The organism is Caenimonas soli (assembly GCF_013155545.1).
In the GTDB taxonomy this organism is placed as follows: domain Bacteria; phylum Pseudomonadota; class Gammaproteobacteria; order Burkholderiales; family Burkholderiaceae_C; genus Ramlibacter; species Ramlibacter soli.
Genome location: NZ_JABJVV010000003.1, coordinates 325,050 through 350,666, shown reverse-complemented (window position 1 = coordinate 350,666; position 25,617 = coordinate 325,050). Strand labels below are relative to the sequence as shown.

Below are 25,617 nucleotides of genomic sequence, written 5' to 3'. Positions count from 1 at the left end.
GCCATCCACGGTACTGCGCGTGCGCGCCGGACGCGAACTGCGATCCCTCAAGCTGTTCTCGCCGCCTTGTTCAAAGCGCCGAAGCCACTTGCGCGCAGTCTGGCGGCTGATGCCCGCGGCCTCGGCCGCGGGCATCAGCCCCAGGACAGAAATGCGTTCAACAAGCAATTTGCGACCCTCGAAGGTCAATCTGGCATTCTTATGGCTGTTCATCCGGGGGAATTCCTCTGAGAGTGCTGAAGCGTCGTAACTCCAGTCTCCCAGACTCTTCCGGGTGAACAACCTATTGAAACATCACACCTAGTCCTTCATGATGGTTCGAATTGTTGTGAACTGTAGGTGCGTCTGGGGCTGCCGCCTGAACGGTTTGCGTACGTCTTGCCTGCAACCGTTCCAGGCCTGCAAGCAACTCCTCTTTTTCCTGAAGATCTGCGCGATCGCGAGCAATTTCGACGGACAGTGCAGCGATGGCTTGGACGTATGGCATCACGTCTCCTTTCAGGGGCGGGGGCTGGCAATCGTGCGGGGAGCGCCACTCGCACGGGGATAGGCAGGCTAATCTCCCAGTGCCCAGCTTCGTCCGAAATGGCGCACCAAATGAATCAAGGACTTAGGTCAGAAATGGCCTGGGTCCTTCTTCTTTTTGCGCGACTTTTGCGTGACTTCACTTCCGCACCGGCCTTTCAGCTATTGACGACCCGCAGCAGAGTCGTGCGGTCCCGGGTGCGCGAGACCTTGTTGGCTGCTTCGACCAGCCTTGCGACGGTGGCTGCTCACCGAACTTGATCCCGAAGATCTCGATCGTGCGCTCGGCCCGTGCGACCTCGGCATGGGATTTCCGGAACGCTCGGACTGCACGTCGAGCTCGGTCTGCACTTCAAGGCGGTACTGCGCTGTAGCTACTCCGTTAAGGCAGCATCGATGGTCAGCACCGCCTCCAGCAAGGCTTTCGTGTATTCGTGGCGCGGAGTCTTGGTGACTTGGTCGACCGTCCCATGTTCGACCAAGGAGCCGCGTGAGATGACTGCCACGTGTGTCGCAAGATGTTCGACGACCCCCAAGTTGTGAGTAACGAACACGACGCCAAGTGAAAGTCGTTCCTGCAAGGCAAGCAGCAGGTTCAGGATTTGCGCCTGGACGGACACGTCGAGGGCTGACGTCGGCTCATCGCAGATAAGCAGCCGGGGCTCGAGGACGAGCGCCCTGGCGATCGCCACGCGTTGGCGTTGCCCCCCAGACAGGTGACGGGCTAGTCCCTTTTGATGCTGCAACGACAGCCCGACCAGGCCGCACATGGCGCTGGCGCGCTCCATGCGCTCATTGGAGCTGCCAATCTTGTGGATCAGCAACGGCTGCGCAACGATGTCCAGGACGGTACGATCGGGATTCAGGGATGAATACGGATCCTGGAAGACAGCCTGGCTGAATCGGGCCCGTTCGAGCCGGCTGTACGCGTCGAGCGTTCGACCATTGAGCACGACTTCGCCGGATACGGGACGCAGGAGTCCGAGCATGGCTTTCATCAGCGTCGTCTTGCCGCTGCCTGATTCACCGACGATCCCCAGCACTTCGCCGGCATGGACTTGCAGCGAGACGTCCCGAACGACAAGCGGCATATCCGGCACGAACCAGCGACCCCTTCCCTTGTAGGAGCAGCTGACGGACCGAAGCTCGATCAGGGGCGTCATTGGAGCGCCCTTTCGGTTCCAGCTTCGCCATCAACAGGAGCAGCCTCATCCAGCAGCACGCATCGCGCGTAGTGGCCGCGCGTCAGGCTGCGTGGAGCGTTGGCCGTAATCGCTTCGCATGCTGCCGACGCGTGCTCGCATCGACTGCGATATGCGCAGCCGTCGGCCTCGCCGATGACGGGCATTGCGGCGCCGTTGATGACGCGGAGCGGTTGTCGCGGCTTTGCACCGGTCGTCGGGAGGCAGTTGATCAGGGCGGCTGTGTAGGGGTGTTGCGGATTTCGGAACATCCCGGACGTCGAACCGAATTCGACGATCCGCCCTCCGTACATCACCGCTACCTTGTCCGCGATGTGCGCGACAACGCCGAGGTCATGCGTGATGAATACCATGCCCATTCCCGACTCGCGCTGCAGGTCCTTGAGGAGGCGAAGCAATTGAAGCTGCACCGTCGCGTCCAGTGCGGTCGTCGGCTCGTCGGCAACGAGAACTTCCGGGCCGCAGATCAGCGCCATGGCGATCAGGATCCGCTGCCGCTGGCCGCCCGATTGTTCATGCGGATACTGATCGAGTCGCAACTCCGGATCGGGGAGCTTGACCTTCCGGAGCAGTGCGATCGCCTGCTTTCTTGCCTCCGCATGGCTGACGTCCCTGTGTTGACGCAAGACATCCACTATCTGGTCACCGATCGTGAAGAGCGGGTTCAACGCCGTCATGGGCTCCTGGAAGATCATGGACATCCGATTGCCCCGGAAACCGCGCATGTCGCGTTCGGAGATCGCGGCCAGGTCCGTGCCCGCGGCCTTCAGGATATCGACCCGGCGAAGCGCAAGCGGGGGCAGGAGGTTCATGATGGCCATGGCGGTCATCGACTTGCCGCAACCCGACTCGCCGACAAGGCAGAGCGTCTCGCCTTTTTCCACCGTGAACGAAACGTCGGTCACCGCATGCAGGATACCCCTCCGCGTGGGAATGTCGACGCAAAGGCCGCGCACCTCCAGCGCGTGGTCATGTTCTGCGGCCATGGTCACTTCATCTCCCGGAGGGCTTCTTTTTGCAACGAGTCGCCGAACACATTGATGGCTGTCACGAACAGGAACAGCGCCAGACTCGGAATGGCGACGAGCCACGGATTGAACAGCAGGTCGTTCCGCCCCTCCGAAATCATGAGTCCCCAGGACGCCGTGGGTGGCGGCACCCCCATGCCGAGGAAGGAAAGCGCGGATTCGAGCACGATGGCGAGCCCGATCTCCAGCGTGGCGACGATGATGAGCTGCGGAGCGATCCCAGGAAGGATTTCCGTGGCCAGGATGCGGGGTGTGGAGGCACCGAGCAGGTAGGCCGCAGTGACATAGTCCGTCTGCCGCAGTTGCCGCACCATGGCTCGCGTCACCAGGGCGAATCGATCCCAAAGCAGCGTGCCCAAGACGGTGACGACGACAGTGAAGGAGGCTCCGAACAAAGCCACGCTCGCGAGGCATATCAGGATGACGGGCATCGACAGTCGGGCCGTGATCAGGAAGGATACAACCGTGTCGGTCCACCCGCCGAAGTAGCCGCCCAAAATACCGAGCAGGACGCCGATGACCGCAGCCATTGCGGTGACGCTCACGCCAATGCCGATCGATGTCCTCGCGCCGTAGACGAGGCGGCTCAGGACGTCACGTCCTACCGCATCGGTTCCGAGCCAGTGAATCGGGTTGCCCCCGTCCACCCATGCCGGCGGAAGGCTGATGGACTGCAGGTCGGCCGCGTTCGGATCCGCAAGGGGCAACAGGGGAGCGGCCAGCGCGAGCACAGTGATGCAGAAAAGAAATGCAGCTGCCACGAGTTGCGGCCAGCTTGCCTCTTTGATGAATTTCTTGGCCATAAACTCAGGTGCGCAGTCTCGGGTCGAGCCATGCCATGACGAGATCCGCGGCCAGTGTGAGCACGATGTAGACCAGGGAAAAGCTGAGCACCAGGGCCTGCAGCAGCGGGATGTCTCCACCCAGGACCGAATCGAGTGCGAGGCGGCCCGCACCGTAGATCGCAAAAACGCTCTCGACCACGATGGATCCGGACAGCAGGAAACCGAACTGCGCAGCGGCGACACCTACGGTGGGAAGTAACGCATTCCGGAGTGCATACCGGAAGAGGATGCGCGATTCGCCCACACCCATCGCCCGAACGGTCCGCACGTAGTCCTTTGAAAGCACGTCGATCATGCCGGCCCTCGTGAGTTTGAGGACCGCGGGTATCGCGAAGAATGCCAGCACAAAGATCGGCATGACCAGGTGACGCCAGCTTTCGGAGCCAGAAGGAGGGAGCACGGGGAATCGCACGGCGAACACGATCACGCCGAACAGGGCAAGGCAGAAGGTCGGCATGGACTGTGCCGTGATGCTGAGCATCAGGACCATCTGGTCGAAAAGACTTCCCGGCCGGCGAGCCGCGAGCACGCCGAGCACGATCGCGATCACGGTCGCGACGACCATGGCGTAGCCCCCGATCAGGAACGTGATGCGGAAGCTCTTGAGGATCATGCCCAGCACGGGCTGGTCGAACCGCAAGCTCACGCCCAGGTCCCCTCGAAGCGCCTTCGCGGCCCAGTCGAAGTACTGGACGTACAGGGGCTGGTTCATGCCGAGCAACTCGCGTGCACGCTGGACGTCGTGCGCGGTCCCCGCTTGGCCGACCAGGGCCGTCGCCGGGTCTCCCGCCGCGAACAAGAGCCCGAAGCTCACGAGGGAGACGAACAGGACCAGCAGGGCTGCCGCCCCGATCCGGCGCAATGCGAGCTTGAGCATCGAAGGCTACTTCCAGCGCGCAGCCTGGAATTGCACGAACTCGTCGGGATTGATCGTGACCTGCAAGTCCTTGTGATGGGCGGAATAGATCGAGTAGCTCCACAGGGGGACCCAGTACGCCTGTTCCGCGATCTGCTGGAGCGCTGTACGGTACTTTGCTTCGCGATCCGACCGATTCGTCGAGCTGTCGGCGGCCTTGAGCAGCGGGATCACCTTGGGGTCCTTGAACGGGTCGTCGGCATTCCCCGAGAAGAACTGGCTGGTGCTCAGCGAAACGTCCCCGATGCCGTAGGAGCCCCAGGTCGCAATGAGCATCTGGAGTTTGCCGGCACGCCAGTCGCTCAGGGCGCTCGAGTAAGTCGCGACGGCGATCTTGAGATTGACGCCGCTCTCCTTGAAGCTCGCCGCGATCGCCGCATTCACCGCAGGATTGGGAAGGATGCTCGTCGCCTCCACGGTGACGCCGTTCGGGTATCCAGCTTTCGCGAGCAGTTCGCGCGCGGCCTTCGGATCGTACGGATACGTCGTGACGTCCTTGGCGCAACCGAATTGCGCCGGGCTGCAGGCGGCTCGCAGCAATGCGGCACCCGAGCCGTAGAAGGCCCCGCGGATGGGCTCGCGGTTGATCGCCATTGAAATCGCCTTGCGCACGTTGACGTCCGCGACGGGCGACTTGCGATCGTTGAAAGCCGGGTTGAACGCGATGTACTCGAATCGCATGATCGGCGTGCTGTCAACGACCACGTTCGGCAGGCGCTTGAGCTTTTCCGCCGCGTCGACGGGCATGCGCCAGATCCAGTCCAGGCGCCCGCTCGCGAGTTCGGCATATTGCGTGTTCGCTTCCGGCAGGATCCGCACGTTGATCGTCGCGATCGATGGTTTGCCCTTCGGGCTGCCGTCGTAATAGTCGGCAAAGCGCTCGAATTTCATGCTCGTCCCCGGCACGACTTCGGTGGCCTTGTAGGGTCCGGTTCCAATCGGCTTGACGGCCATTCCTTCCGCGCCGACCTTGGAGTAGTACGCCTTTGGATAGATCGGCAGGTTGCCCGCCAGCATTTCCAGGGCGGCGGCGAACGGGCGCTTCATGTGCAGCCGGACGGAGTAATCGCCCGTCTTCTCGGCCTTTTCGATCCAGTCCACGGCGACCTGGTAGCGGGCGTTGTAGTCCTTGGATGAAACGAGGTTCAGCGTGTAGACCACGTCTTCCGCTGTCAGCGCCGTCCCGTCGTGAAACTTCACGCCCTTGCGAATATCGAAATCGATTGTCTTGTCGTCGACGATCTTGTAGGAACTGGCCAGTTCGGGCTTGAACTGGTTCGTCGCCTGGTCCTTGCTCAGCAGGCAGTCATAGATGAGCCGGGCAAGCATCAACCCGCCGCGGTCCGGCTCCCTGTAGTTGTCGAGGGTGGTGACGTTCACACCAATCCCCAAGGCGACGTTGAGCGAGTTGTCCGCCTTGCCGGCGTTCGCGGAAAGCGAGCAGGCGAGGGCGGTGCTAGCTGCAATTGACACAAGCAGGCGTTTCATAGTCGTGGTTCTCCAAACGGTCGTCATGATTCACTCCCCCCAGACTTCTCGGAAGACGCGCATCCAGTTGCCGCCGATGATCTTCTTCACCTCTTCGGCATTGAAGCCCGAACGAAGCAATGCGTCGGTCAAATGGGGCGCCTTGTCGGGCGTTTCGATGCCCTTCGGGTAGATGTACGGCGGCGGGGGGTAGGACTTCGATGACCACATGCCGCTTTCCAGATAGCCCTTGTATGCGGCCATCGCGTGTTCGTCCGAGGAGTAAGGGCTTTGGCCGGCGAAGTAGTCGAGGCCCAGGCCGACGTGGTCGATGCCCACGAGGTCCACGATGTACCTGATGTGATCGATCAACTGCTCCAACGTCGGCGGCTTGTCGGCCGACACGAAGGGCGGGTATGCGTTGGCTCCGACCAAGCCTCCCTTCGCTGCCACCGCCTTGATCTGTTCATCCACGATGTTGCGCGGCGACGGATGGACGGCACGCACGCCGGCGTGTGAAAACACAGGCGGCCGTGTCGAAGCCTCGATGGCATCCAGGGTCGTTCTAAGGCCTGTGTGCGAGCAATCCACGATGACCCGCGCCTCGTTCATGCGTTTGATCACTGCAAGCCCGAACTTGCTCAGGCCGGCATCCGTTCGCTCTTCGCACCCGTCGCCAAGCCTGTTCTTGACGTTGTAGGTCAACTGGATCATGCCCACGCCCATCGACTTGTACGCGTCGATGTATTCGAGGCGATTTTCGATCGGCTCCGCGCCCTGAAAGTGAAGGATCAGTCCCATCTTTCCCGACGCTTTCGCAGCCTCGATATCGCGCGCCTTCCTGACAAGGACCAGGCCGGCGTCTTCGCGGATGACTTTATGGATGGATCCCAGTTTCCGGAGCGTGCCGGCGGCGCCATTCTCGTTATCGCCGACCGTCGGTGCCACGGCAGTGAAGCCGCCTGCCCTGTAGGCAGGGATGCCTCGCGGATCGTCGATGAGCGGACACGTTCCATCGATGACGATGGATTCCTGGTGAAGGGTTGATGAGGGGGTCATGTGTTCGATGATTGAGTTTATGCCATAACGACGAAAATTTATCGTATCAGAATAAATTTGGATCATCAAGGTGCAAATTTCACTTACGAACATAGGTAGCGGGCCGCCCGGGGCCGTCAAGCCGACAGCCGGCACGACGCCCAGCCCCCAGTGGGGGACTGCGCGTCGTGCTGGCGTGACTGGAACCTTAGGGAGTTTCCCGCGGGCGAAGCGAAACGTTCTTGGAGCAGACCCAGACGACGACGGCATCCTCCTTGCCGCCGGAAACGAGGCCATGACGCATGCTGCTGTCGAAGTAGCAGCAGTCTCCTTCGGAGAGGACGATGGGCTCGTAGAACTCGGTGTGAAGGGTGATCTCACCGCGGACGACGTAGACGAACTCTTCCCCGTCGTGCTTGGGCAGGGTGACGAAATCATGGACGCTGTGCGCCTTGATCGTGGCCAGCAGCGGAAGGAATTGCTTGCCCGACAACTCGGAGCACAGAACCTGGTATTCGTACTGCGGCGACGAATGAACGACGCCCCGGCCCTTGAGAGTGACCGCCCGGCGGCCGATCGGCGTGCCGGAGGTCGAGTCGCTGAACAGTTCCGCAACATCGACGCCGAGCCCCTTGGCCAGCGCGAGGATCTTCTCGTACGTCGGCGAGAGCTGGCCGTTTTCGATTTTCGACAGCGCGGATTGGGACACCCCGCTCACCGCACTCAACTCCTGCAGTGTCAGTCGGGCGGCCGTCCTGAGACTCTTAGTCTTCCGCGCGAGGATGCCGAGCCGGCCGTCGTTCGTGGCGGTTGCGCGTGCCGGTACGGGGGCGGGAGCTCGAGTCTCCTTCTGGACAGCAGGTTTGCCCCGGGGGCGGGACGGCTTCGATTTCAAACGCGCTGTAGCAGAGTTCATGGTTTCCGAGTTTAGCAGCGAGCGACGACGATACCCAGCATATTACTAAAACATCTTGCTAGGATATTTTTATTCGTATACGATATTCAAATGCATGGAAAGACTTGGGACAAGACGCTCTCCTCGTGGATGCGGGTCTGCAGTGTGGTGTGGCGGAGTCGTGTTCCGGGTGTTCACGATGGCTAAACCGCGCCGCGCAATCGTCATAGGTGGAGGCGCCGTTGGGGTCAGCGCCGCATTGCATGCCAGGATGCGAGGCTGGGACGTCACCTTGATCGATCCGCGGGGTGTCGCCGGCGGCGCCAGCAGCGGCAACGCAGGTGTACTCGCGGTCTCTGAGTGCGTTCCTGTAGGATCGCCGGGGACGATCAGGTCGGTGCCCCGGATGCTCGCTTCCCGCGACGGGCCGTTGCACATCAGGCCGGCCTATTTCCCCCGGCTCCTGCCCTGGCTGCTGCGCATGGTGGTGGCCAGCACGCCGTCCAGGGTGGAGGAGTTGTCTATTGCGCTTGCGAGCATTCTCGAAGGCGCCGTTGCCGCGCACGAAGAACTTGCCGGCCCCGCGGGCGTGCGAGGCAGCATCGTCCCCACGGGGTGGCTGAAGGGCTTCGAGACGGAAGCCGGCTTTCGCGGTTCGGCTGCGGACTTTGCCTTGATGCGCCGGCGCGGCATCGCTTGTGATGAACTGGATGGGAACGGAATCGCCCGCCTCGACCCGGCACTGAAAGGGCGATTCGCGCGCGCCGTCTTTCACCCCGGCTGTTGCCATGTCGGGAACCCGCACACATATGTCCGCGCTTTGGGCGATCATCTTTTGCGGCTGGCGACGGCCTGCCTTGCGGACGAGGTGACGGGATTCGACCTGACCGGTGGCGTGGTCAGCGGCGTGCGCACCCGCACGCAATCGATACCTGCAGACGCGGTCGTGGTTGCGGCAGGCGCCTGGTCGAAGCCCCTTGCGGCAATGCTCGGATGCAAGGTCCCCCTAGACACGGAGCGGGGCTATCACATGATGCTGGATGCTCGCGATTGCGAGACCAAGCTGCAGCATCCGCTCTACTGGGCCGACAAATCGATCGTGATCTCGCCCATGGGCGACTTGTTGCGGGTGACCAGCAGCGTCGAATTCGCGGGACTCCAGGCTGAACCCGATTTCGACCTGGTCCTGCGCAACCTCCCGCATGTCGAGCGACTTTTGCCGGGCGTTCGCCTGGTACCCGACAGCACGTGGCTGGGCTTCCGTCCTTCCATTCCCGATTCGTTGCCCGTCATCGGCCCTGTGCCGGGAGTCGCCAATGCGCTGCTCGCGTTCGGGCATGGCCACCTGGGCCTGACGTTGGGGCCCGTGACGGGGAAGATCGTCGGGGCCATGCTCGATGGCGAAGCGGCCTCGATCCCGACAGCCCCTTTCTCTCCATCGCGTTTTACCTGAGCACCATCATGAACAACACTCTTCTGGTCCATGTTGTCCCCGGGGCGCGCGGCGTACCCCATTTCGCATATCGCGGAGGCGATGACGTGCGCAAGACAGAACTGGCTGCGTGTCTATTCGGCCGTGTGGCGTTAACCAGAGTTGAACTTGCATGAAACAGATCAGCGAGGCGCAAACGGCTGAAGGACTTCCCTTCGAAAAACTCATCCCGGCGCTGAATGCAATGTTTGCCTCGGGCTGCAGCGTTCCCCTGCGGCACTCTCACGTGATAGGGCATCCGGAGGCGGGCACAGGCACCTTGCTCCTGATGCCTGCCTGGCAGGAAGGTAAGCGGCTCGGCGTGAAAACGGTGTCCATCTATCCGGACAACCAGCGCCGTGGGCTTCCGGGGTTGCATTCGGTATTCATCCTTTTCGATGCAACGACCGGAGTGCCACTCGCGCTGCTCGATGGCAACGTCATCACATCGCGGCGAACCGCGGCCGCGTCCGCCCTAGCCGCTAAGTACCTGAGCCGGCCGGATGCGAACTCGATGCTCGTGGTGGGAGCAGGTCGAGTGGCAAGCCTGATCCCGGAGGCCTACCGAACCATCCGTCCCATCCAGCGGGTCAAAGTGTGGGACATCAATGAAACGCTCGCCCGTTCCTTTGTCGAGCGCCTCGGACGCGCGGGCTTCCAGGCGCAGGTCGTGTCCGACCTGGAAGCCGCGGTGGCAGAGGTCGATATCGTGAGCTGCGCCACACTGTCGACGGCGCCGCTGGTTCGCGGAGCTTGGCTCAAGCCAGGCACGCACCTCGACTTGATCGGCGGATTCACTCCCGAGATGCGCGAGAGCGACGACGACTGCTTCCGCCTATCGACGGTGTTCGTCGATACGGACGAGGCTCCGATGAAAGCCGGCGACGTTCTCTCGCCGATCGCAAGCGGCGCGTTCGGCAAAGAGAAGATCGCGGGTGATCTGACTTCGCTTTGCCGTGGGTTGCATCGTGGACGGAGAGGCGACGACGAGATCACGGTGTTCAAGGCCGTGGGAACCGCGTTGGAAGATTTGGCAGCGGCTTCGCTGGCCTACGACTCTCAACACTGAGACGCGAGTTGTACGGCGCCCCGCCTACGGTCGCTAACGTCCGCTTTGGCTCCTATTGTGTTGAAAAACTCCCGCTGACCTCCTAGATTTACGTCACGACCAACTCGAGGGGTGGAGTGGCCAATGATGGGAAACCAAGGCGCGGGCCAAGCGCCGTTGTTCTACGCGTTCAATCTGGAAGACCACGTACCGCGGGATCATTTGCTGCGGGGTATTGATCGCTTCCTGGACTTGAGCGATCTACGCAGGCACCTGGCGCCCTTCTACAGTCACACGGGCCGGCCATCGATCGACCCCGAGCTGATGATCCGGGTGCTGGTGATTGGCTACTGCTTTGGCATCCGCTCGGAGCGGCGTCTGTGCGAGGAGGTTCACTTGAACCTGGCCTACCGCTGGTTCCGTCGCCTGGGCCTTGAAGACCGGATCCCCGATCACTCCACCTTCTCCAAGAACCGGCATGGCCGGTTTCGCCAGAGCGATGCATTTCGCCATGTCTTTGAGACGGTGCTTCGACGCTGCATGGGCGAAGGGTTGGTTGGCGGCGAAGGCTTTGCCATCGATGCCAGCGTCATCAAGGCAGATGCAAACCGCACCCGCGACGTGCCCGGTGGGCAGGAGATCAACTGGAGCCAGGGCGAAGGGCCGAGCCGCGCTGTGCGCGAGTACCTCAGCGCGCTCGATGCGAACAACCCTACCGATGACGACGAGCCACCGGCGCCGCCAAGCGGGCCATCGAGCCAGCCGAATAACATCTCGCTGACCGATCCGGCTGCCCGCTGGACTGCTGCTCCCGGGGGGCCGGCGTTCTATGCTTACTCGACCAACTATCTAATTGATCTGGACGCGGGGATCATCGTTGACGTGGAGGCAACGCCAGCGCACAAGACGGAGGAAGTAGAGAGCACCAAGACCATGATCGAACGCGTTGAGAGACGGTTCGATCTCAAGCCGAAACGATTGGTGGGCGACACTGCCTATGGCGCCGCGCCGATGCTCAACTGGATCGTCAATGACAAGCAGATCGAGCCACACATCCCTGTGTGGGAGAAGTCCCAACGCGACGACGGCACCTTCAGCCGGTCAGACTTCCGGTTCGATGAGCAGAGCAACAGCTATGAATGTCCCGGCGGCAAGCAGCTGACCACGACCGGACGGCCAACCTCGGAGAGCACCGTGCTGTTCCGAGCCAAGAACGAGGATTGCGCGGGCTGTTCTCACAAGCAGCGCTGCTGCCCAAACACGCCGAATCGAAAGATTGCCCGCAGCATCTACGAAGATGCGCGCGATGTCGCACGTACTGTATGCACAACACCGGCCTATGAGCAGTCGCGCAAGGATAGAAAGAAGGTGGAGATGCTGTTTGCCCACCTCAAACGCATCTTGAAGCTCGATCGGCTCCGACTGCGGGGCCTAAATGGTGCGCGAGACGAGTTCCTGATGGTCGCGGCCGTCCAAAACTTGCGAAGAATGGCCAAGTGGCTCGCACCAAAGGCAGAAAACGCAAACCTGATACCTGTATGAAAGTGCGAGGGAGACCTCGCACGGACCAGGCGCTTCTGCGTTAACTCAATCAAACGCCGCCAAAGCCCTACCGCGCGCAGCCAAGAGCGAGTTCTTCAACACAATAGGCCGGAAGCAGACATCACCTCGCGTGGTACGCCAGAATGCGCCATGCCCCTACCGCCCGACCTTGTTGAGGAAGCCGAGTGGTTGTCGCGCGCACGTGCCGGCGACACCGCTGCTTTCGACCGGCTGGTGGCCCCCCGCCGGCGTCAGCTGCACGCTCACTGCTACCGAATGCTGGGCTCGCCCTTCGATGCAGACGACGCGCTCCAGGAGACCTTGCTTGCCGCCTGGCGCGGCTTGGCCGGCTTCGAGTCGCGCAGCGCGCTCGGCACCTGGCTTTACCGCATCGCCACCCACGTGTGCCTGCGGCTGATCTCGCAGCGCCCCCGGCGTATCACCTCGCCCGACCACCGTGCGCCGCTGCAGGCCACGGCCGAACTGGGTGAGCCGGTGGCCGGGCCGGTATGGTTGGAGCCCTTGCCCGATGAAGACTGGATCGACACCCATGAAGATCCGGCCACCGCACTGCAACGCCGCGAGTACGTGGCGCTCGCCTTCGTGGCCGCGCTGCAGCACCTGCCCGGCACGCAGCGCGCCGTGCTGCTGCTGCGCGAGGTGTTGGAGTATTCGGCGGCGGAAGTAGCCGAGATGCTCGACACCTCGGTCGCGTCGGTCAACAGCGCGCTGCAGCGCGCGCAGAAGACCGTGAAGGAGCGGACGCCGGCGGCCGACGTGCAGCGACTGGGTGAACAGGGCCTCGATGGCCTGCTGCAGCGCTTCATGAGCGCCTGGGAGCGCCGCGATATCGCAGCCATGGTCAGCCTGCTGGCCGAGGACGCGCGGTTCACCATGCCGCCACTGCCTGCCTGGTTCAACGGCCGCCGATTCGCCCTGATGTTCTTCGCCGAGCGCGTGTTCCAGACACCATGGCGTCTGCAGCCCCTGCGCGGCAACGGCCAACCGGGCTTTGCCTGCTACATCCAGCAAACCGGCGACGACCACTTCCGGCCGGGCGGCGTGGTGCTGCTGAGCCTGCGCGATGGGCTGATCGGTTCCATCGACAGCTTCATCGACCCGGCAGTCTGCCGGCGCTTCGGCATGCCCGACGAACTTTCTTGAGGAAGCCGCTGCCCGGACCGATGAGTTGGCCCATCGTCCTGTCTCCAAAGAGATGACACGCCCCGGACGGTCCGGCCGCGTGGTTCAACCCCAGGAGATCCTTCATGGCCAAACTCATTGTCAGCATCCTCAGCTCACTCGACGGCTACTGCGCCGGCCCCGGCGGCACGCTCGCCGGCCTGCCCATGGATGCCGCCTTCAACGTCCACAACCTCGACTGCATGCGCCGCGCCGGAACGTTGCTCTTTGGCGCCACCACCTTCCCGATGTTCGAGGTCTACTGGCCCAACGTCGACCGCGGTCCCGGCAGTGATCCGGTGCAACGTGAGATCGCCGAGCGTGTGGTGGCCGCGCGCAAAGTGCTCGTCAGCGACCGGCTGAGCGTGCGCCCCGACTCTCCATGGGCCGACACCGAAGTGATATCCCGCGCTCAGGCCCGGGCACGTATCGCCCAGCTCAAGGCCGCGCCCGGCCCCGACCTGCTGATCTACGGCAGCCACCAGCTGTACAACGGCCTGCTGGCGCAAGGGCTGGTCGATGAGCTGCACCTGCTGGTGGGCAACGTGCTGCTGGGTGAGGGTGTACCCACCTTCGAACCCGGCCTGGCGCAGCACTGGAAGCTGCGGGGCCAGAACCGCCTGCCAGGGTCAGATACCGTGGCGTTGCACTATGGCTGCCGGCCGCAGTGAACGCGCCCGCGTGCCATTGGCCGGGGCCAGATTTGCGAAGCAGGCGAGCGCTCCCCGACTTACCGGTAGACGAGACCCGACAACCGCCAGGCCAACGTGCGGCGGAAGTTCGGCACGCGAGCCAGCATCGACAACAGCAGGTTGCGCAACCCGCGCAATGCCCGCGGCGCGGTGGCCATGCGCGTCAGGCGGTCGGCCAGGGTGACCACCTGTTGCGCCACGGGCCTGCGGCGCGCCTCGTACGCGTCCAGTGCCGCGTCGTCCCCCGCCAGCGCCGGGATCAAGGCCTCGGCCAGGGCGATCGCGTCCTGCATGCCCACGTTCATGCCCTGTCCACCGGCCGGACTGTGCACATGTGCCGCGTCCCCGACGAGCACCACCCGCCTGTTGCGGTACGCCTGCGCGACCCGATGGTGAACGCGAAAGCGCGAGCCCCATAGAACCTCGCGCACGACGGCACGCGCCGCCTGCGGCCCTCGGGTATCCAGCAAAGCCTGCACGTACGCGGCGTTCGGCTGTTCCGGGGCATCTTCCACAGTGGCGACGATGCGATGGACTCCGTCCGGCAGCGGCGCGACGACGACCAGCCCGGCCGGCGAGAAGAACAGGATCACTTCGCGGCGAGGCACGGCTTCGTTCGCCTCCAGCCTCACATCGGCGAGCACGAAGGACTCACCGTAGGTGCCGCCGTCGAATCCGATCCCGGCCTGCTCTCGCACGAGGCTGTGCATACCGTCGGCACCCACCAGGAAGCGCGCGCGGACCTGGCTGCCATCGCTCAAGGTCGCCACCACGCCCTCCTCGTCCTGGGAGGAGGTGACCAGCGCACAAGGACGGCGAACCACCACGCCCAGCTCGCGCGCACGTTCCAGCAGCACTGATTCCGTCACGGCCTGGGACACCATCAGCGTGTAGGGGTAGCGCGACGGCAGGCCGCCGAACTCGATCGGCACCAGGATGCGGTCGCGGTCCCGGATCGTGAAGCGGCCTGCCTGCAACCCGAGCGCGACCAGCCTGTCGGAAACGCCGAGCGGTTCCACCACCTCCAGCGTGCGCGCGTGGACAACCGCGGCGCGCGAGGTGTTCGCGCCCTCCGCTTGGGCGTCGATGACGACCGTGGCGACCCCCTGAGCCGCGAGGGCTGCGGCAAGGGTGAGGCCCGTGGGGCCTGCCCCGACGATCAGGACGTCGGTCTGGGCGGCAGCGGCGGGTGCTGGAACTTGGTTCACGGGGATTCCTTTCAAGGGAGGTAAGATGTCAACGATCGTTGAATTTTGCAATCGCCACCCCAGAAAGTCAACACGTGTTGAAAAATAACCCTTCCGCCAAGTCGGCGCCCGCCGAAACCCCGCCATTGAAGAAGTCCGATCGCACGCGCGCGTCGATCCTCGAGGCGGCTCGCACGCTCTTCGCAGAGCGCGGCTACGAGTCCACCACTGTCCGCGAGATCGCGTCAGCCGCCGGCGCCGACCCCGCGCTCGTCATCCGCTACTTCGGCAACAAGGAGGAGTTGTTCGTCCGCGCGACGGAATTCGAGCTGCGGTTGCCGGACGTGTCGGCGATGAAAGCCGGCAACGAAGGCGAGATGCTCGTGCGGCACTTCTTCGAGATCTGGGAGAAAGGCCCGTCCGCCACGAGCATGGCGATATTGATGCGCTCCGCCGTCACCCACGAAGCGGCGGCGGACAAGATGCGCGAGCTGTTCAAGCAGCAGGTGTTGCCCGCTGTCGCCCGCAACGGCCCGCACGCGACGGCGCCGATGCGGGCGGGACTGATCGCCACCCAGTTGCTCGGGCTCGCCCTGTGCCGCTACGTGCTCAAGATCCCTGGCATCGCGACAGCGGCGCCGGAGAAACTCGTGACCGCTGTGGCACCGACGATCCAGGCCTACTTGTCACGCTGAAGCGGGCGCCACGGCCGCGTTATTCCTCGACCCCTGAGCTATCGCCGCAAACGCCCCCCGGGTCACTTCGCCGGCTTCTTCGGCGACCTGCGCGCGGCGTCCAGCGCCGCTGCCTTCTCCGCGTGCTTCTCGGCACGCGTTTTGCGCGACTTGGGCTTCTTGGTTTCATGGGCGTCGTGCGATTCATCCCTGACCTTCGGCTTGTCCTTGGCCTGGGGGTGATGCGTTCGCACAAGCCGGTCGAGGGCGCTCGGCCTGGGCAGCAGCGCCTCCTCCTTGCGCTTGTCCCGCTCTTCCTTGAGCAGCCGGCGCTCCTCGATCAGGGCGGACTCGGCTTCGGACGGCGCGTTGTCCGCCCCACCGGTTTCCCTTCGGCTCATCATCGCGCGATGCAGCGCTTGCCCGTTGGCCGAGATCCTGTTGGTCAATGATGAAGTACGAATCGGCATTTGGGAATTCCTCATGGTGCTGAAAGGGCCACTGTAGGCCAGCCCGACGCGTGACGCCAGTTGTGTTTGTGTCATTGCGGCGCAGCAGGCGTATGCATGAGCACGTGCAGTTGCTGAGTCTTGAAGCAGGTTCTACGCGTAGTCGCTCGACTGGCTGGCAATGAAAACCGCCAGTTGGTCGGCGAAAGCTCGTTGGTAGGCCGGGCGCGCTTCGCCGCGGGCGACATAAGCGCAGAGGTTCGGATACTTCTCGAGGACACCGGCGCTGAAAGCACCGTCGAGCCAGTCGGCCTTGCCAAGCCGACTGGACAGTTCGCCCAGCCGTGTGCGGACGCGATCCTCAAGGATCGGCTGGCGCTCCCCGTACCAGGGCTTGTCGCGCTCCAGGAGCGTGGCGCTGCTCGGCCGCCCAGTCGCGCGCGATGCGGACGATGCGCCGCGAATCCTCGTCCTGTGCCGGCACGTAATGGTCCATCACCAGCACCACGCGGTCCTTGTTCCAGATCTGCGCGCCCAGCTCCTCGGACATGGGCTTGAGGCGGCGCGGCCCCGAGGCGTGGAACATGGCCAGGTCGACCTGGCAGCTGACGATCTCGCCGGGGGCGACGTGGCTGCGGCCGCTCGCGCGCGCGATCGGTTTCTGCGGCAGCGTCTGCGGATGCCGCCCGGGTGCAGCAGCGCCTGGTGGAAGCCTTCGGCCGCCTCGGGCGACAGGCGCAGGGTCCAGGAGCTGTCGTTCTGGGCCTCGGCGGCGGTCCAGGGGCGCGGGCGGAATGCAGTGCTCATCGAAAAGGTCTCCTTGTGTGGGTGGCCCCCGGGGGGCGTTCAAGGAAAGTCTAGGGGCATCCTGGATCAGGAAAAAGCGCGAAGTTCTTCAGTCCTGATGAAGATTTTCTGATGAAGAGGCTGCCGAGCCCTCGGCATCCGCAGCGTGTGCCCGGATCCACTCGATGAAGTTGGCCACTTCCGGGCGCTGCAGGTGTCGCGGCGGGCAAACGACGAAGTGGGCCTGGACCTTGACGCACCAGCGATCGTCGAACAACTTGCGCAGCCGGCCTTGATGCAGGTGGTCTGCTGCTATGGAGGAGCTGTCGCACGCCACGCCCAGCCCCTGCACTGCGGCGTCCAGCGCCATGGAAGTGCGATCGAAACTGTAGGCGTACTGCCCGGGCGTGAACTGGACCCTGCGGCTGCGGAACCAGTCACCCCACTGCACCACGTTCACGACCGACTGGATCAGGGGCAACTGCAGCAGGTCCTCGGGCGTCTCGATGCGATGGCTTTCGATGAAGGCCGGGCTGGCCATCGGCTGGATGCGCTCCTCGAAGATCGGCTGCACATGAAGGTGGGGCCAGTTGGGCACGCCATAACGGAGGTCGATGTCGACCTGACCCGTTGCGAAGTCCGAATGCGTCGGCGAGGCCGACAGCGACAAGGCAATGCCCGGGTGCTTGCGGGCAAAGTCGGTCAGCCGCGGCATGAGCCACAGGGTTGCCAGGCTGGGCGCGGCGTGCAGGTGCAGTGCATTGCGAACGCCTTTGCGCACGTTATCGGTGGCCGCGCTGATGGCATCCAGCGCGAGCGACACCCGGCTCATGTACTCGCGCCCGGGCTCCGTCAGCGCGATGCTGCGCGCCGAGCGCTCGAACAGGCGCACATCCAGCAACTGTTCCAGCTTCGCGATCTGGTGGCTGACCGCGGAGGGCGTCAGGTTGAGTTCGCCGGCGGCCGCGCTGAAGCTGGCGCGCCGCGCGGCGGCTTCGAAGGCGAGCAGGCAGCTGAGCGGGGGAAACGAAGACCTCATAGGGTTAACCCTTTTTGAATGGGATTCACAAGTTGCTGAAGAACTGTCGCTTGTCTTCATGTGTGATGGTGACCATAGTTACCCCCATTCCAGCCCCCCACCGTCACTTCAAGGAACCCTACTCATGCTGCTCGCCGATCACGTCGCCCTCATCACCGGAGGCGCCGGCCTCAACGGCCTCGGATTCGCCACTGCCCGCCTGCTCGCCTCGCACGGCGCCCGCGTCGTCATCGCCGACCTCGAGGCGGCGCGGCCGGCCGAGGCCGCCGCCCAGCTCGGGCCCCAGCACCAAGGACTGGTTGCCAACGTCACCGTGAAGGCGGATGCCGAGGCGGTCGTCGCCCGCGTCCTGGAACAGTTCGGGCGCATCGACATCCTGGTCAACAACGCCGGCATCACCCAGCCGCGCAAGACGGTCGACATCTCCGAGGCCGACTACGAGGCGGTCATGGACGTCAGCCTGCGCGGCACCCTGTTGTTCTCGCAAGCGGTCATCCCCGCCATGCAGCGCCAGCGCAGCGGCTCCATCGTCTGCATCTCATCGGTGTCCGCGCAGCGCGGCGGCGGGATCCTGGGCGGTCCGCACTACTCCGCCGCCAAGGCCGGCGTGCTCGGCCTGGCCCGCGCGATGGCGCGCGAACTGGGCCCCGACGGCATTCGCGTCAATTGCATCACTCCCGGCCTCATCACCACCGACATCAACAAGGACAAGCTGACCGCCGAGCGGAAGGCCGAGATCTCCGAAACCATCCCGCTCGCCCGTCTCGGCGTCCCGGCCGACGTCGCCGGCGCCTGCCTGTTCCTGGCGAGCGACCTGTCGGGCTATTGCACCGGCATCACGCTCGACGTGAACGGCGGCATGCTGATCCATTGAACCACCCACCATAAAACCACAGGAGACAAAGTCATGAAACGCAGAACCATCGCCATCATCGCCGGCGCACTACTCACGAGCGGCGGCCTCGCGCTTGCGCAGTCGGCCACGAAACTCACGCTCGGCCACGGCGCCGCGCCCGGCAACCCGCGGCACGAAGCCGCCGTCCTCTTCGCCGAGCGCGTCAAGGCCAAGACCAACGGACGTATCGAGGTGCAGGTGGCGCATTCCGCCCAGCTTGGCGACGACGCCGCGATGGTCACCGCCCTGCGCTCGGGAACGCTGGACATCTCCGCCAACAGCCAGGGCGCGATCGCCAATGTGGTGCCGGAATACGCGGTGCTCGGGCTGCCCTTCCTGTTCAGCGACGTGCAGAAGGCGTGGCAGCTGCTCGACGGCCCGGTCGGCGAAGACCTGGCCAAGCGCACCGCGGCCAAGGGCATGGTCGTCCTGGGCTACTGGGACAACGGCATCCGCCACGTCACCAACAGCAAGCGCGCCATCAAGGCGCCGGCGGACATCAAGGGGCTGAAGATCCGCACCCCGCCGGACACCATGACGGTTGACATCATGCAGGCCCTGGGCGCCGACACGCAGCAGATCAAGTTCGCCGAACTCTACGTGGCGCTGCAGCAGGGCGTCGTCGACGGCCAGGAGAACCCGTTGGCCAACATCGCGTCGGCCAAGCTGTACGAGGTGCAGAAGTACCTGTCGATGACGGGCCACAAGTACGAGGCCAACCCCTTCGTCATGGGCAAGCGCTCCTGGGACCGCCTGACGCCCGCCGACCAGAAGGTCCTGACGGAAGCCGCCGCCGAGGCCACGCAGCTGCAACGCAAGCTGTCCAAGGAGGCCGACGAGAAGCTGGCGGCCGACCTGAAGGCCAAGGGTGTCGAGATCAACACGGTCGACCGCAAGGCGTTCATCGACGCGACGAAACCCGTGTACGCCAAGTGGTCCGCCGGCCCGACCGGCGACTTCGTCAAGCGCGTCATCCAGCAAGCACAGTAACGGCCCGCAGGCCATCCGCTCCGCGCTGACGGCAGCGCGGAGCGCCATCTCTCCCTTTCCACTTAACGCCCGCGCCTGGCGCGGGGCCCGGAGGGCATCGTGATTCCGTTCATCCAATTCATCGAGCGCTGCATCGGCGCCGCCTGCCGCGGCGTCCTGTACCTGACGCTCGCCATCGTCTTCGTGATCCTCAGCGTGAACGTGGCCCTGCGCTACGTGGCGGGCACCAGCATCGCCTCGGCGTCGGAGCTGCCGGAGCTGCTGTTCCCCTGGCTCATCATGGCCGGTGTGGTGCTGGCCGCCCAGCATGGCTCGCACATCGCGGTCGTCATCCTCACCCAGAAGCTCGGCCCGGCCCGGCGCTGGGTGCTGGCAGGCGGCTCGCTGGTGGTGGCCGTGCTGTACGCCTGGCTGGCGGTGATCGCCTGGCCGCTGGCGGAAATCGCCGCCGACGAACGCAGCCCGATCCTCCAGGTTCCCGGTTCGGTCACGGTGTGGTGCCTGATGCTGGGGTTCGGCCTGCTCAGCGTGGTGACGGTGTGCAAGCTTCCCGAGGTCTGGGCCGGCATCGCCGTGCCGCATGGCCATGAAGAGCCGGAAGTCGCCGCGTCCCATCAAGGAGCCTGAACATGACCGCGTTGATCATCGCCCTTTTTGTCGGCACGGCGCTGCTGTCGATCCCGATCGCCCACGCGCTGATCCTCTCCTCGGTCGGCGGCCTGCTCATCATCGACAAGGTGCCCGTGCATCTGGCCATCGAGCAGATGATTGCCCAGACCCAGAGCTTCCCGCTGCTCGCCATCCCGTTTTTCATGATGACCGGCGCGCTGATGGTGAGCGGCAAGCTCGGGCAGAGCCTGGTGAGCCTTCTGTCGATGATGATCGGCCGGGTCCACGGGGGGCCCGCCCAAGTGGGCGTGCTGTCGTCCACCATCTTCGGCGGCGTTTCCGGTTCGGCCGTGGCGGATGCGTCGGCCATCGGCTCGATGCTGATCCCCTGGCTGAAGAAGCTCGGCTACCCGGCGCCCTTCGCCGCCGGCACGCTGGCCGCGGCCGCCACGATCGACATCCTCATCCCGCCGTCGATCCCGATGATCGTGTACGCCCTGGTATCGGGCGCGTCCATCGGCGCGCTGTTCGTGGCGGGAATCCTGCCGGGCCTGCTGATGTGCGCCGGCTTCATGGCCGTCTGCTATATCCAGGGCCGCCGGCGCAACTTTCCGCGCGATACCGTTCCCTTTAACTGGACCGCGTTCCTGCGCCAGCTGGCCCACGCCGGACCGGCTCTGATGATGCCGGTGCTGATCATTGTCTTCCTGCGCTTCGGCATCGCCACGCCCACGGAAGTCAGCGTGATGTCCACGCTTTACGCGCTGGTCGTGGCCGGGGTGGTCTACCGCGACCTCACGCTGGCCAAGGTCAAAGCAGCCGCCATCGAAGCCGGCATTTCCACCGGCGTGGTGCTGTTGATCATCATGGCCTCGAGCGTGGTGGGCTGGATCGTCACCTATGAACAATTGCCGGCGCAATTCACGCAGTACGCGACGCAGGTTCTGCAGTCCCCGTGGCTGATCATCCTGGCGATGAACCTGATCATGCTGGCCACGGCCATGTTCATCGACCTGCCGGCCGCCGTGCTGCTGCTCACGCCGATGTTCGTTCCGCTCGCCTCGGCGGTCGGCATGGACCTGGTGCAGCTCGGGATCATGATGATCATCAATCTCTCCATCGGCCTGTATCACCCGCCGATCGGCACCACCCTGTTCATCACCAGTTCCATCGCCAAGGTCCGCATGGGCGACGTGGTGAAGGAGCTCATTCCCTTCTATTTCGTCGCCATCGGCATCCTGCTGGCGTTCGCCTACCTGCCTTGGCTCACCTTTCGTTAAGGAACCACCTCATGTCTGATGCATCGACGCTCGTAGAGCGCGCCTACAGGATCCGCCGCTACGCCCTGCGCATGGGCGAAGTGCAGGGCCAGGGCTACATCGGCCAGGCCCTCGGCTACGCCGACGTGCTGGCCGTCGCCTACGGCCATGCGATGAAGTACCGGCCGCAGGAGCCGCTGTGGGAGGGCCGCGACCGCTTCCTGCTGTCACACGGCCACTACGCCATCGCCTTCTACGCCGCGCTGATCGAGGCCGGGATCATTCCCGAGGCGGAACTCGAGACCTACGGCAGCGACGACAGCCGGCTGCCGATGTCCGGCATGGCCACCTACACCCCCGGCATGGAGATGTCGGGCGGCTCGCTGGGCCAGGGCCTGCCGATCGCCGTCGGCATGGCGCTTGCGTTGCGCCACAAGCGCAGCACCGCCTACGTCTACAACTCGATGTCGGACGGCGAGCTCGACGAGGGCTCCACCTGGGAGGCCGCCATGGGGGCGGCGCACCACGGGTTGTCCAACCTGGTCTGCCTGGTCGACATCAACAACCAGCAGGCCGATGGACCGTCCAGCAAGGTGCTGGGCTTCGAGCCGCTGGCCGACAAATGGGCCTCGTTCGGCTGGCACGTCCAGCGGGTGAACGGCAACGACCTGCAGGCCGTGGTGGCTGCATTCGACAGTGCCCGCTCGCCGCAGGGCGACAAGCCCAAAGTGATCCTGTGCGACACGCTGATGGGAAAGGGGGTTCCCTTCCTGGAGCAACGCGAGAAGAACCACTTCATCCGGGTCGACCCGCCCGAATGGCAGCAGGCCATCCACTACCTGGACCAAGCGCATACCGAAGGAGTCGCGCCATGAGCACCACCACCGAGAAGAAACCGCGGCTGACCACCTCCGCGATGATTGCCTCCATTGCCTCCGAAGGCCAGCGCGTCAAGGCGGCGCCCTTCGGCAAGGCGCTGGTCGAATTGGCCGCCACGCGGCCCGAGATCGTGGGGATGACGGCGGACCTCGCGAAATACACCGACCTGCACCTGTTCGCCCAGGCCTATCCCGATCGCTTCTTCCAGATGGGCATGGCGGAGCAATTGCTCATGGGCGCCGCCGGTGGCATGGCCAAGGAAGGCTTCATCCCGTTCGCGACCACCTACGCCGTCTTCGGCACGCGCCGCGCGTTCGACTTCGTGCACCAGGTGATCGCCGAGGAAAACCTGAACGTCAAGCTGTGCTGTGCGCTGCCCGGCCTGACAACCGGCTATGGCCCGAGCCACCAGGCCTGCGAGGACCTCGCCCTGATGCGGTCGATCCCCAACATGATGGTGATCGATCCCTGCGATGCGCTCGAGATCGAGCAGATGGTGCCCGCCATCGCCGCCCACCGCGGGCCGGTCTACATGCGGCTGCTGCGCGGCCAGGTGCCGCTGGTTCTCGACGAATACGGCTACCAGTTCGAGCTGGGCAAAGCTAAGCTGCTACGCGAAGGCAAGGACGTGCTGGTGATCTCGTCGGGCATCCTCACGATGCGCGCCCTGGAAGTGGCGAAGGCGCTCGCGGTTGATCAGATCGACGTCGGCGTGCTGCACGTGCCGACCATCAAGCCGCTCGACACGGAGACAATCGTGCGCGAAGCCGGGCGGAGCGGCCGGCTGGTCGTCGTCGCGGAGAACCATTCCGAGATCGGGGGCCTGGGCGAGGCGGTGGCCACCGCTTGTCTGACAGAGGGCGTGGCGCCCCGCTTCCGGCGCATCGCGCTGCCCGACGCCTTCCTCGACGCGGGCGCGCTGCCCACCCTGCATGACCGCTACGGCATCTCCGCCGAGGCCATGACCGCGACCATCAAGGGCTGGCTGCGCTAGAGGACTACCCGCCATGTCGAACCACGAGCTCGCCCCGCTTGCCAGCGCCATCCGCTTCCTCTCCATCGATGCCATCGTCCAGGCCGCCGAAGGGCACCAGGGCGTGCCGCTGGGCATGGCGGAGATCGCAACGGCGCTTTTCACGCGGCACCTGAAATTCAACCCGGCCGACCCCACCTGGCCGGACCGCGACCGCTTCGTGCTGTCCAACGGCCACGGCTCCATGCTGCTGTATTCGCTGCTGTACCTCACGGGCTACGAAAACATCTCGCTCGACGAGATCCGGCGCTTCCGCGAGCTCGGCTCGCGCTGCGAAGGCCATCCCGAATTGGATCCCGCGAGCGGGATCGAGGTCACCACCGGCCCGCTCGGCCAGGGCATCGCCAACGCGCTCGGCATGGCCGTGGCCGAGGCGTACCTCAACGCCCGCTTCGGACCCGAGCTGGTCGACCACTACACCTATGCGTTCGTGGGCGACGGCTGCCTGCAGGAAGGCGTCGGCCAGGAGATGATCTCGCTCGCCGGGCACCTGCGGCTGGGCAAGCTGATCCTGTTCTGGGACGACAACCGCATCACCGACGACGGCAGCACCGAACTGTCCATCAGCGAGGATGTGGCGGAGCGGTTCCGCGTGGCTGGCTGGCATGTCCTCGAAGTGGACGGCCATGACATCGAGGCGATTTCGCAGGCTACCTCGGCGGCGCGGTGGGACGCGCGTCCCTCGCTGGTCGCGTGCCGCACCGTCATCGCGAGCGGCATCGCGCGCCTGCAGGGACAGCGCGCCGGCCACAGCGGGCGGCTGTTCCCCGAGGACGCTGAGGCAGCGCGGGTCCAGCTGGGTTGGCCGCACGGCCGCTTCGAGGTGCCGGAGCCCGTACTGGGTGCCTGGCGCGACGCCGGACGGCGCAGCCGGGGCGAGTACGACGCGTGGCAGGCTCGCCTGGCCGCGCTCCCCGCGCGCGAACGGGCCGAGTTCCAGCGCGTCCTCGCGGGCGAACTGCCGGCAGGCTGGCGCGAAGTGCTGCACGAATACAAGCGCCGGGCGCCTGCGTCCGATGCAGCGCCGGGGGGCATCCTGATCTCGGCCGAGATCAGCGGGCTGCTCGCCGAGGTATTGCCCGAGCGCATGGTGGCCTGCGCCGACCTCGAAGCGCCCATGAGCCACAAACGCGGCCTGCGGGCGTTCACCCCGGACGACCGCACCGGCTCCTACGTTCATTGCGGCGTGCGCGAGCACGTCATGGGCGCCATGGCCAACGGCATGGCTGCGCATGGCGGCGTGATCCCCCTGAGCCTGACCTACCTGGCGTTCTCCGATTACGAGCGCCCGGCGATGCGTATGGCCGCGTTGATGGGGCTGCCGGTGAAGTTCGTCTTCAGCCACGACTCGATCGGCCTCGGCAGGAACGGGCCCACCCACCAGCCCGTGGAGATCCTGGCGTCGTTGCGCGCCATGCCCAACATGCTGGTGCTGCGCCCCGCGGACGCAGTGGAAGCCGCGGAGTGCTGGGAGGTCGCGCTCGAGCACCGCGGCGGTCCCGTGACGCTGGTCTTCGCGCGCCAGGCTCTGCCGCCGGTGCGAACCGCGCACGTGAGCGACAACCTGTCGCGGCGCGGCGCCTACGTGCTGGCCGAAGCGACGGGCGGAGCACGAGCAGTCACTCTCCTGGCGACCGGTTCGGAGGTGATGCTGGCGCTGCAGGCACGCGTGCTGCTTGAGGCCGATGGCGTTCCCACGGCGGTCGTGTCGATGCCCTGCTGGGAACTCTTCGATACCCAGGATGGAGCGTACCGCGCGACCGTCTTGCCGCCGGGCGGCACGCGTGTGGCGGTCGAGGCCGCGTTGCGCTTCGGCTGGGACGCCTATCTCGGTGAGCGCGGTGGATTCGTCGGCATGCAAGGTTTCGGTGCGTCCGGTCCCGCCGATGCGCTGTACCAAAAGTTCGGCATCACGCCCGCCGCCATCGTCGCCGAGGCGAAGCGTTGCCTCTCCTCAGGCTCCTGA

26 protein-coding genes and 2 pseudogenes are annotated in these 25,617 nt (G+C 64.8%); 14 read left to right on the top strand and 14 right to left on the bottom strand.

Annotation, left to right across the window (positions count from 1 at the left end; all coding sequences use genetic code 11):
* Together HNE04_RS06940 and HNE04_RS06935 are read right to left on the bottom strand one after the other, a co-directional pair.
* On the bottom strand, positions 1-213 hold a 213-nt coding region (locus tag HNE04_RS06940), incomplete at its 3' end, for a leucine zipper domain-containing protein (RefSeq protein ID WP_172217777.1).
* Positions 214-283: 70 nt separating this feature from the next.
* Complete coding sequence (locus HNE04_RS06935) at positions 284-487, bottom strand: hypothetical protein (protein WP_172217776.1); 204 nt, start codon at positions 485-487, stop codon at positions 284-286.
* 270 nt (positions 488-757) lie between these two features.
* Here HNE04_RS06935 and HNE04_RS06930 point away from each other — a divergent pair, with 270 nt between their 5' ends.
* Positions 758-979, top strand: coding sequence for a DUF2958 domain-containing protein (locus tag HNE04_RS06930; RefSeq protein ID WP_235964830.1), 222 nt, complete (start codon positions 758-760; stop codon positions 977-979).
* Here the strand turns inward: HNE04_RS06930 and HNE04_RS06925 are convergent.
* The 7 genes from HNE04_RS06925 to HNE04_RS06895 all read right to left on the bottom strand — a co-directional run bounded on the left by HNE04_RS06925 (position 900) and on the right by HNE04_RS06895 (position 7,937).
* Positions 900-1,688, bottom strand: coding sequence for an ABC transporter ATP-binding protein (locus HNE04_RS06925; protein WP_172217775.1), 789 nt, complete (start codon positions 1,686-1,688; stop codon positions 900-902). The genes HNE04_RS06930 and HNE04_RS06925 overlap by 80 nt on opposite strands.
* Positions 1,685-2,713, bottom strand: coding sequence for an ABC transporter ATP-binding protein (locus HNE04_RS06920; protein WP_172217774.1), 1,029 nt, complete (start codon positions 2,711-2,713; stop codon positions 1,685-1,687). The genes HNE04_RS06925 and HNE04_RS06920 overlap by 4 nt, the downstream gene beginning before the upstream one ends.
* Positions 2,714-2,715: 2 nt before the next feature.
* Entirely contained in the window at positions 2,716-3,558 is an 843-nt protein-coding gene (locus HNE04_RS06915) for an ABC transporter permease (protein WP_172217773.1), read from the bottom strand.
* A gap of 4 nt (positions 3,559-3,562) precedes the next feature.
* Positions 3,563-4,477, bottom strand: a complete 915-nt coding sequence (locus tag HNE04_RS06910; RefSeq protein WP_172217772.1) for an ABC transporter permease — start codon at positions 4,475-4,477, stop codon at positions 3,563-3,565.
* A 6-nt stretch (positions 4,478-4,483) separates the two neighbouring features.
* Positions 4,484-6,004: an ABC transporter substrate-binding protein gene (locus tag HNE04_RS06905; protein WP_235964827.1), complete on the bottom strand. Its 1,521-nt coding sequence runs from the start codon at positions 6,002-6,004 to the stop codon at positions 4,484-4,486.
* A gap of 30 nt (positions 6,005-6,034) precedes the next feature.
* Complete coding sequence (locus HNE04_RS06900; RefSeq protein ID WP_235964855.1) at positions 6,035-7,108, bottom strand: dipeptidase; 1,074 nt, start codon at positions 7,106-7,108, stop codon at positions 6,035-6,037.
* Between the two features lie 121 nt (positions 7,109-7,229).
* Positions 7,230-7,937: a helix-turn-helix domain-containing protein gene (locus tag HNE04_RS06895; RefSeq protein ID WP_172217769.1), complete on the bottom strand. Its 708-nt coding sequence runs from the start codon at positions 7,935-7,937 to the stop codon at positions 7,230-7,232.
* 94 nt (positions 7,938-8,031) lie between these two features.
* Here HNE04_RS06895 and HNE04_RS06890 point away from each other — a divergent pair, with 94 nt between their 5' ends.
* The 5 genes from HNE04_RS06890 to HNE04_RS06870 all read left to right on the top strand — a co-directional run bounded on the left by HNE04_RS06890 (position 8,032) and on the right by HNE04_RS06870 (position 13,830).
* Positions 8,032-9,369 carry an NAD(P)/FAD-dependent oxidoreductase gene (locus HNE04_RS06890; protein ID WP_328700275.1) on the top strand — a complete coding sequence of 446 codons (1,338 nt, stop codon included), beginning with the start codon at positions 8,032-8,034 and terminating at the stop codon, positions 9,367-9,369.
* Between the two features lie 151 nt (positions 9,370-9,520).
* Complete coding sequence (lhpI, locus tag HNE04_RS06885) at positions 9,521-10,456, top strand: bifunctional Delta(1)-pyrroline-2-carboxylate/Delta(1)-piperideine-2-carboxylate reductase (RefSeq protein ID WP_172217767.1); 936 nt, start codon at positions 9,521-9,523, stop codon at positions 10,454-10,456.
* A gap of 123 nt (positions 10,457-10,579) precedes the next feature.
* Entirely contained in the window at positions 10,580-11,977 is a 1,398-nt protein-coding gene (locus HNE04_RS06880) for a transposase (RefSeq protein WP_172217766.1), read from the top strand.
* A gap of 150 nt (positions 11,978-12,127) precedes the next feature.
* Positions 12,128-13,141, top strand: coding sequence for an RNA polymerase subunit sigma-70 (locus tag HNE04_RS06875; protein WP_172217765.1), 1,014 nt, complete (start codon positions 12,128-12,130; stop codon positions 13,139-13,141).
* Positions 13,142-13,245: 104 nt separating this feature from the next.
* Positions 13,246-13,830, top strand: a complete 585-nt coding sequence (locus HNE04_RS06870; protein WP_172217764.1) for a dihydrofolate reductase family protein — start codon at positions 13,246-13,248, stop codon at positions 13,828-13,830.
* Between the two features lie 59 nt (positions 13,831-13,889).
* Here HNE04_RS06870 and HNE04_RS06865 read toward each other — a convergent pair whose 3' ends face one another.
* The gene (locus HNE04_RS06865; RefSeq protein WP_235964826.1) at positions 13,890-15,110 is read right to left on the bottom strand and encodes an FAD-dependent oxidoreductase; all 1,221 of its coding nucleotides are present in this window, start codon (positions 15,108-15,110) and stop codon (positions 13,890-13,892) included.
* A 74-nt stretch (positions 15,111-15,184) separates the two neighbouring features.
* On the opposite strand from HNE04_RS06865, the gene HNE04_RS06860 reads away from it, so the two are divergent.
* Positions 15,185-15,733 carry a TetR/AcrR family transcriptional regulator gene (locus HNE04_RS06860; protein ID WP_207717465.1) on the top strand — a complete coding sequence of 183 codons (549 nt, stop codon included), beginning with the start codon at positions 15,185-15,187 and terminating at the stop codon, positions 15,731-15,733.
* A gap of 62 nt (positions 15,734-15,795) precedes the next feature.
* Here HNE04_RS06860 and HNE04_RS06855 read toward each other — a convergent pair whose 3' ends face one another.
* The 4 genes and pseudogenes from HNE04_RS06855 to HNE04_RS06845 all read right to left on the bottom strand — a co-directional run bounded on the left by HNE04_RS06855 (position 15,796) and on the right by HNE04_RS06845 (position 17,986).
* Positions 15,796-16,182, bottom strand: a complete 387-nt coding sequence (locus tag HNE04_RS06855) for a hypothetical protein (RefSeq protein WP_172217762.1) — start codon at positions 16,180-16,182, stop codon at positions 15,796-15,798.
* 132 nt (positions 16,183-16,314) lie between these two features.
* Positions 16,315-16,578 (bottom strand): annotated as a pseudogene (locus tag HNE04_RS27985) (glutathione S-transferase family protein); the annotation flags it as partial.
* A pseudogene (locus tag HNE04_RS06850) lies at positions 16,577-16,831 on the bottom strand (3-isopropylmalate dehydratase); the annotation flags it as partial. The pseudogenes HNE04_RS27985 and HNE04_RS06850, both read right to left, overlap by 2 nt.
* A 225-nt stretch (positions 16,832-17,056) precedes the next feature.
* Positions 17,057-17,986 carry a LysR substrate-binding domain-containing protein gene (locus HNE04_RS06845; RefSeq protein ID WP_172217761.1) on the bottom strand — a complete coding sequence of 310 codons (930 nt, stop codon included), beginning with the start codon at positions 17,984-17,986 and terminating at the stop codon, positions 17,057-17,059.
* A 124-nt stretch (positions 17,987-18,110) separates the two neighbouring features.
* On the opposite strand from HNE04_RS06845, the gene HNE04_RS06840 reads away from it, so the two are divergent.
* From HNE04_RS06840 to tkt, 7 genes are all read left to right on the top strand, one after another.
* Complete coding sequence (locus tag HNE04_RS06840; protein ID WP_172217760.1) at positions 18,111-18,860, top strand: SDR family NAD(P)-dependent oxidoreductase; 750 nt, start codon at positions 18,111-18,113, stop codon at positions 18,858-18,860.
* A gap of 33 nt (positions 18,861-18,893) precedes the next feature.
* The gene (locus HNE04_RS06835; protein WP_172217759.1) at positions 18,894-19,871 is read left to right on the top strand and encodes a TRAP transporter substrate-binding protein; all 978 of its coding nucleotides are present in this window, start codon (positions 18,894-18,896) and stop codon (positions 19,869-19,871) included.
* A 99-nt stretch (positions 19,872-19,970) separates the two neighbouring features.
* On the top strand, positions 19,971-20,498 hold the full coding sequence (locus HNE04_RS06830) for a TRAP transporter small permease (RefSeq protein ID WP_172217758.1): 528 nt from the start codon (positions 19,971-19,973) through the stop codon (positions 20,496-20,498).
* Between the two features lie 2 nt (positions 20,499-20,500).
* A complete protein-coding gene (locus tag HNE04_RS06825; protein ID WP_172217757.1) occupies positions 20,501-21,760 on the top strand; it encodes a TRAP transporter large permease in 1,260 nt (419 codons plus the stop codon).
* An 11-nt stretch (positions 21,761-21,771) separates the two neighbouring features.
* Positions 21,772-22,614: a transketolase gene (locus HNE04_RS06820; RefSeq protein WP_172217756.1), complete on the top strand. Its 843-nt coding sequence runs from the start codon at positions 21,772-21,774 to the stop codon at positions 22,612-22,614.
* Entirely contained in the window at positions 22,611-23,612 is a 1,002-nt protein-coding gene (locus HNE04_RS06815; RefSeq protein WP_172217755.1) for a transketolase family protein, read from the top strand. The genes HNE04_RS06820 and HNE04_RS06815 overlap by 4 nt, the downstream gene beginning before the upstream one ends.
* A 13-nt stretch (positions 23,613-23,625) precedes the next feature.
* A complete protein-coding gene (gene tkt / locus HNE04_RS06810) occupies positions 23,626-25,617 on the top strand; it encodes a transketolase (protein WP_172217754.1) in 1,992 nt (663 codons plus the stop codon).

Excerpts from the sequence above, each read along its gene's own strand:
- HNE04_RS06935 (WP_172217776.1), bottom strand. The coding sequence starts at position 487 with ATGCCATACGTCCAAGCCATCGCTGCACTGTCCGTCGAAATTGCTCGC.
- HNE04_RS06925 (WP_172217775.1), bottom strand. The coding sequence starts at position 1,688 with ATGACGCCCCTGATCGAGCTTCGGTCCGTCAGCTGCTCCTACAAGGGA.
- HNE04_RS06920 (WP_172217774.1), bottom strand. The coding sequence starts at position 2,713 with ATGGCCGCAGAACATGACCACGCGCTGGAGGTGCGCGGCCTTTGCGTC.
- HNE04_RS06915 (WP_172217773.1), bottom strand. The coding sequence starts at position 3,558 with ATGGCCAAGAAATTCATCAAAGAGGCAAGCTGGCCGCAACTCGTGGCA.
- HNE04_RS06910 (WP_172217772.1), bottom strand. The coding sequence starts at position 4,477 with ATGCTCAAGCTCGCATTGCGCCGGATCGGGGCGGCAGCCCTGCTGGTC.
- HNE04_RS06905 (WP_235964827.1), bottom strand. The coding sequence starts at position 6,004 with ATGAAACGCCTGCTTGTGTCAATTGCAGCTAGCACCGCCCTCGCCTGC.
- HNE04_RS06900 (WP_235964855.1), bottom strand. The coding sequence starts at position 7,108 with ATGATCCAAATTTATTCTGATACGATAAATTTTCGTCGTTATGGCATA.
- HNE04_RS06895 (WP_172217769.1), bottom strand. The coding sequence starts at position 7,937 with ATGAACTCTGCTACAGCGCGTTTGAAATCGAAGCCGTCCCGCCCCCGG.
- HNE04_RS06890 (WP_328700275.1), top strand. The coding sequence starts at position 8,032 with ATGGAAAGACTTGGGACAAGACGCTCTCCTCGTGGATGCGGGTCTGCA.
- lhpI (WP_172217767.1), top strand. The coding sequence starts at position 9,521 with ATGAAACAGATCAGCGAGGCGCAAACGGCTGAAGGACTTCCCTTCGAA.
- HNE04_RS06880 (WP_172217766.1), top strand. The coding sequence starts at position 10,580 with ATGATGGGAAACCAAGGCGCGGGCCAAGCGCCGTTGTTCTACGCGTTC.
- HNE04_RS06875 (WP_172217765.1), top strand. The coding sequence starts at position 12,128 with ATGCCCCTACCGCCCGACCTTGTTGAGGAAGCCGAGTGGTTGTCGCGC.
- HNE04_RS06870 (WP_172217764.1), top strand. The coding sequence starts at position 13,246 with ATGGCCAAACTCATTGTCAGCATCCTCAGCTCACTCGACGGCTACTGC.
- HNE04_RS06855 (WP_172217762.1), bottom strand. The coding sequence starts at position 16,182 with ATGCCGATTCGTACTTCATCATTGACCAACAGGATCTCGGCCAACGGG.
- HNE04_RS06845 (WP_172217761.1), bottom strand. The coding sequence starts at position 17,986 with ATGAGGTCTTCGTTTCCCCCGCTCAGCTGCCTGCTCGCCTTCGAAGCC.
- HNE04_RS06840 (WP_172217760.1), top strand. The coding sequence starts at position 18,111 with ATGCTGCTCGCCGATCACGTCGCCCTCATCACCGGAGGCGCCGGCCTC.
- HNE04_RS06835 (WP_172217759.1), top strand. The coding sequence starts at position 18,894 with ATGAAACGCAGAACCATCGCCATCATCGCCGGCGCACTACTCACGAGC.
- HNE04_RS06825 (WP_172217757.1), top strand. The coding sequence starts at position 20,501 with ATGACCGCGTTGATCATCGCCCTTTTTGTCGGCACGGCGCTGCTGTCG.
- HNE04_RS06820 (WP_172217756.1), top strand. The coding sequence starts at position 21,772 with ATGTCTGATGCATCGACGCTCGTAGAGCGCGCCTACAGGATCCGCCGC.
- HNE04_RS06815 (WP_172217755.1), top strand. The coding sequence starts at position 22,611 with ATGAGCACCACCACCGAGAAGAAACCGCGGCTGACCACCTCCGCGATG.
- tkt (WP_172217754.1), top strand. The coding sequence starts at position 23,626 with ATGTCGAACCACGAGCTCGCCCCGCTTGCCAGCGCCATCCGCTTCCTC.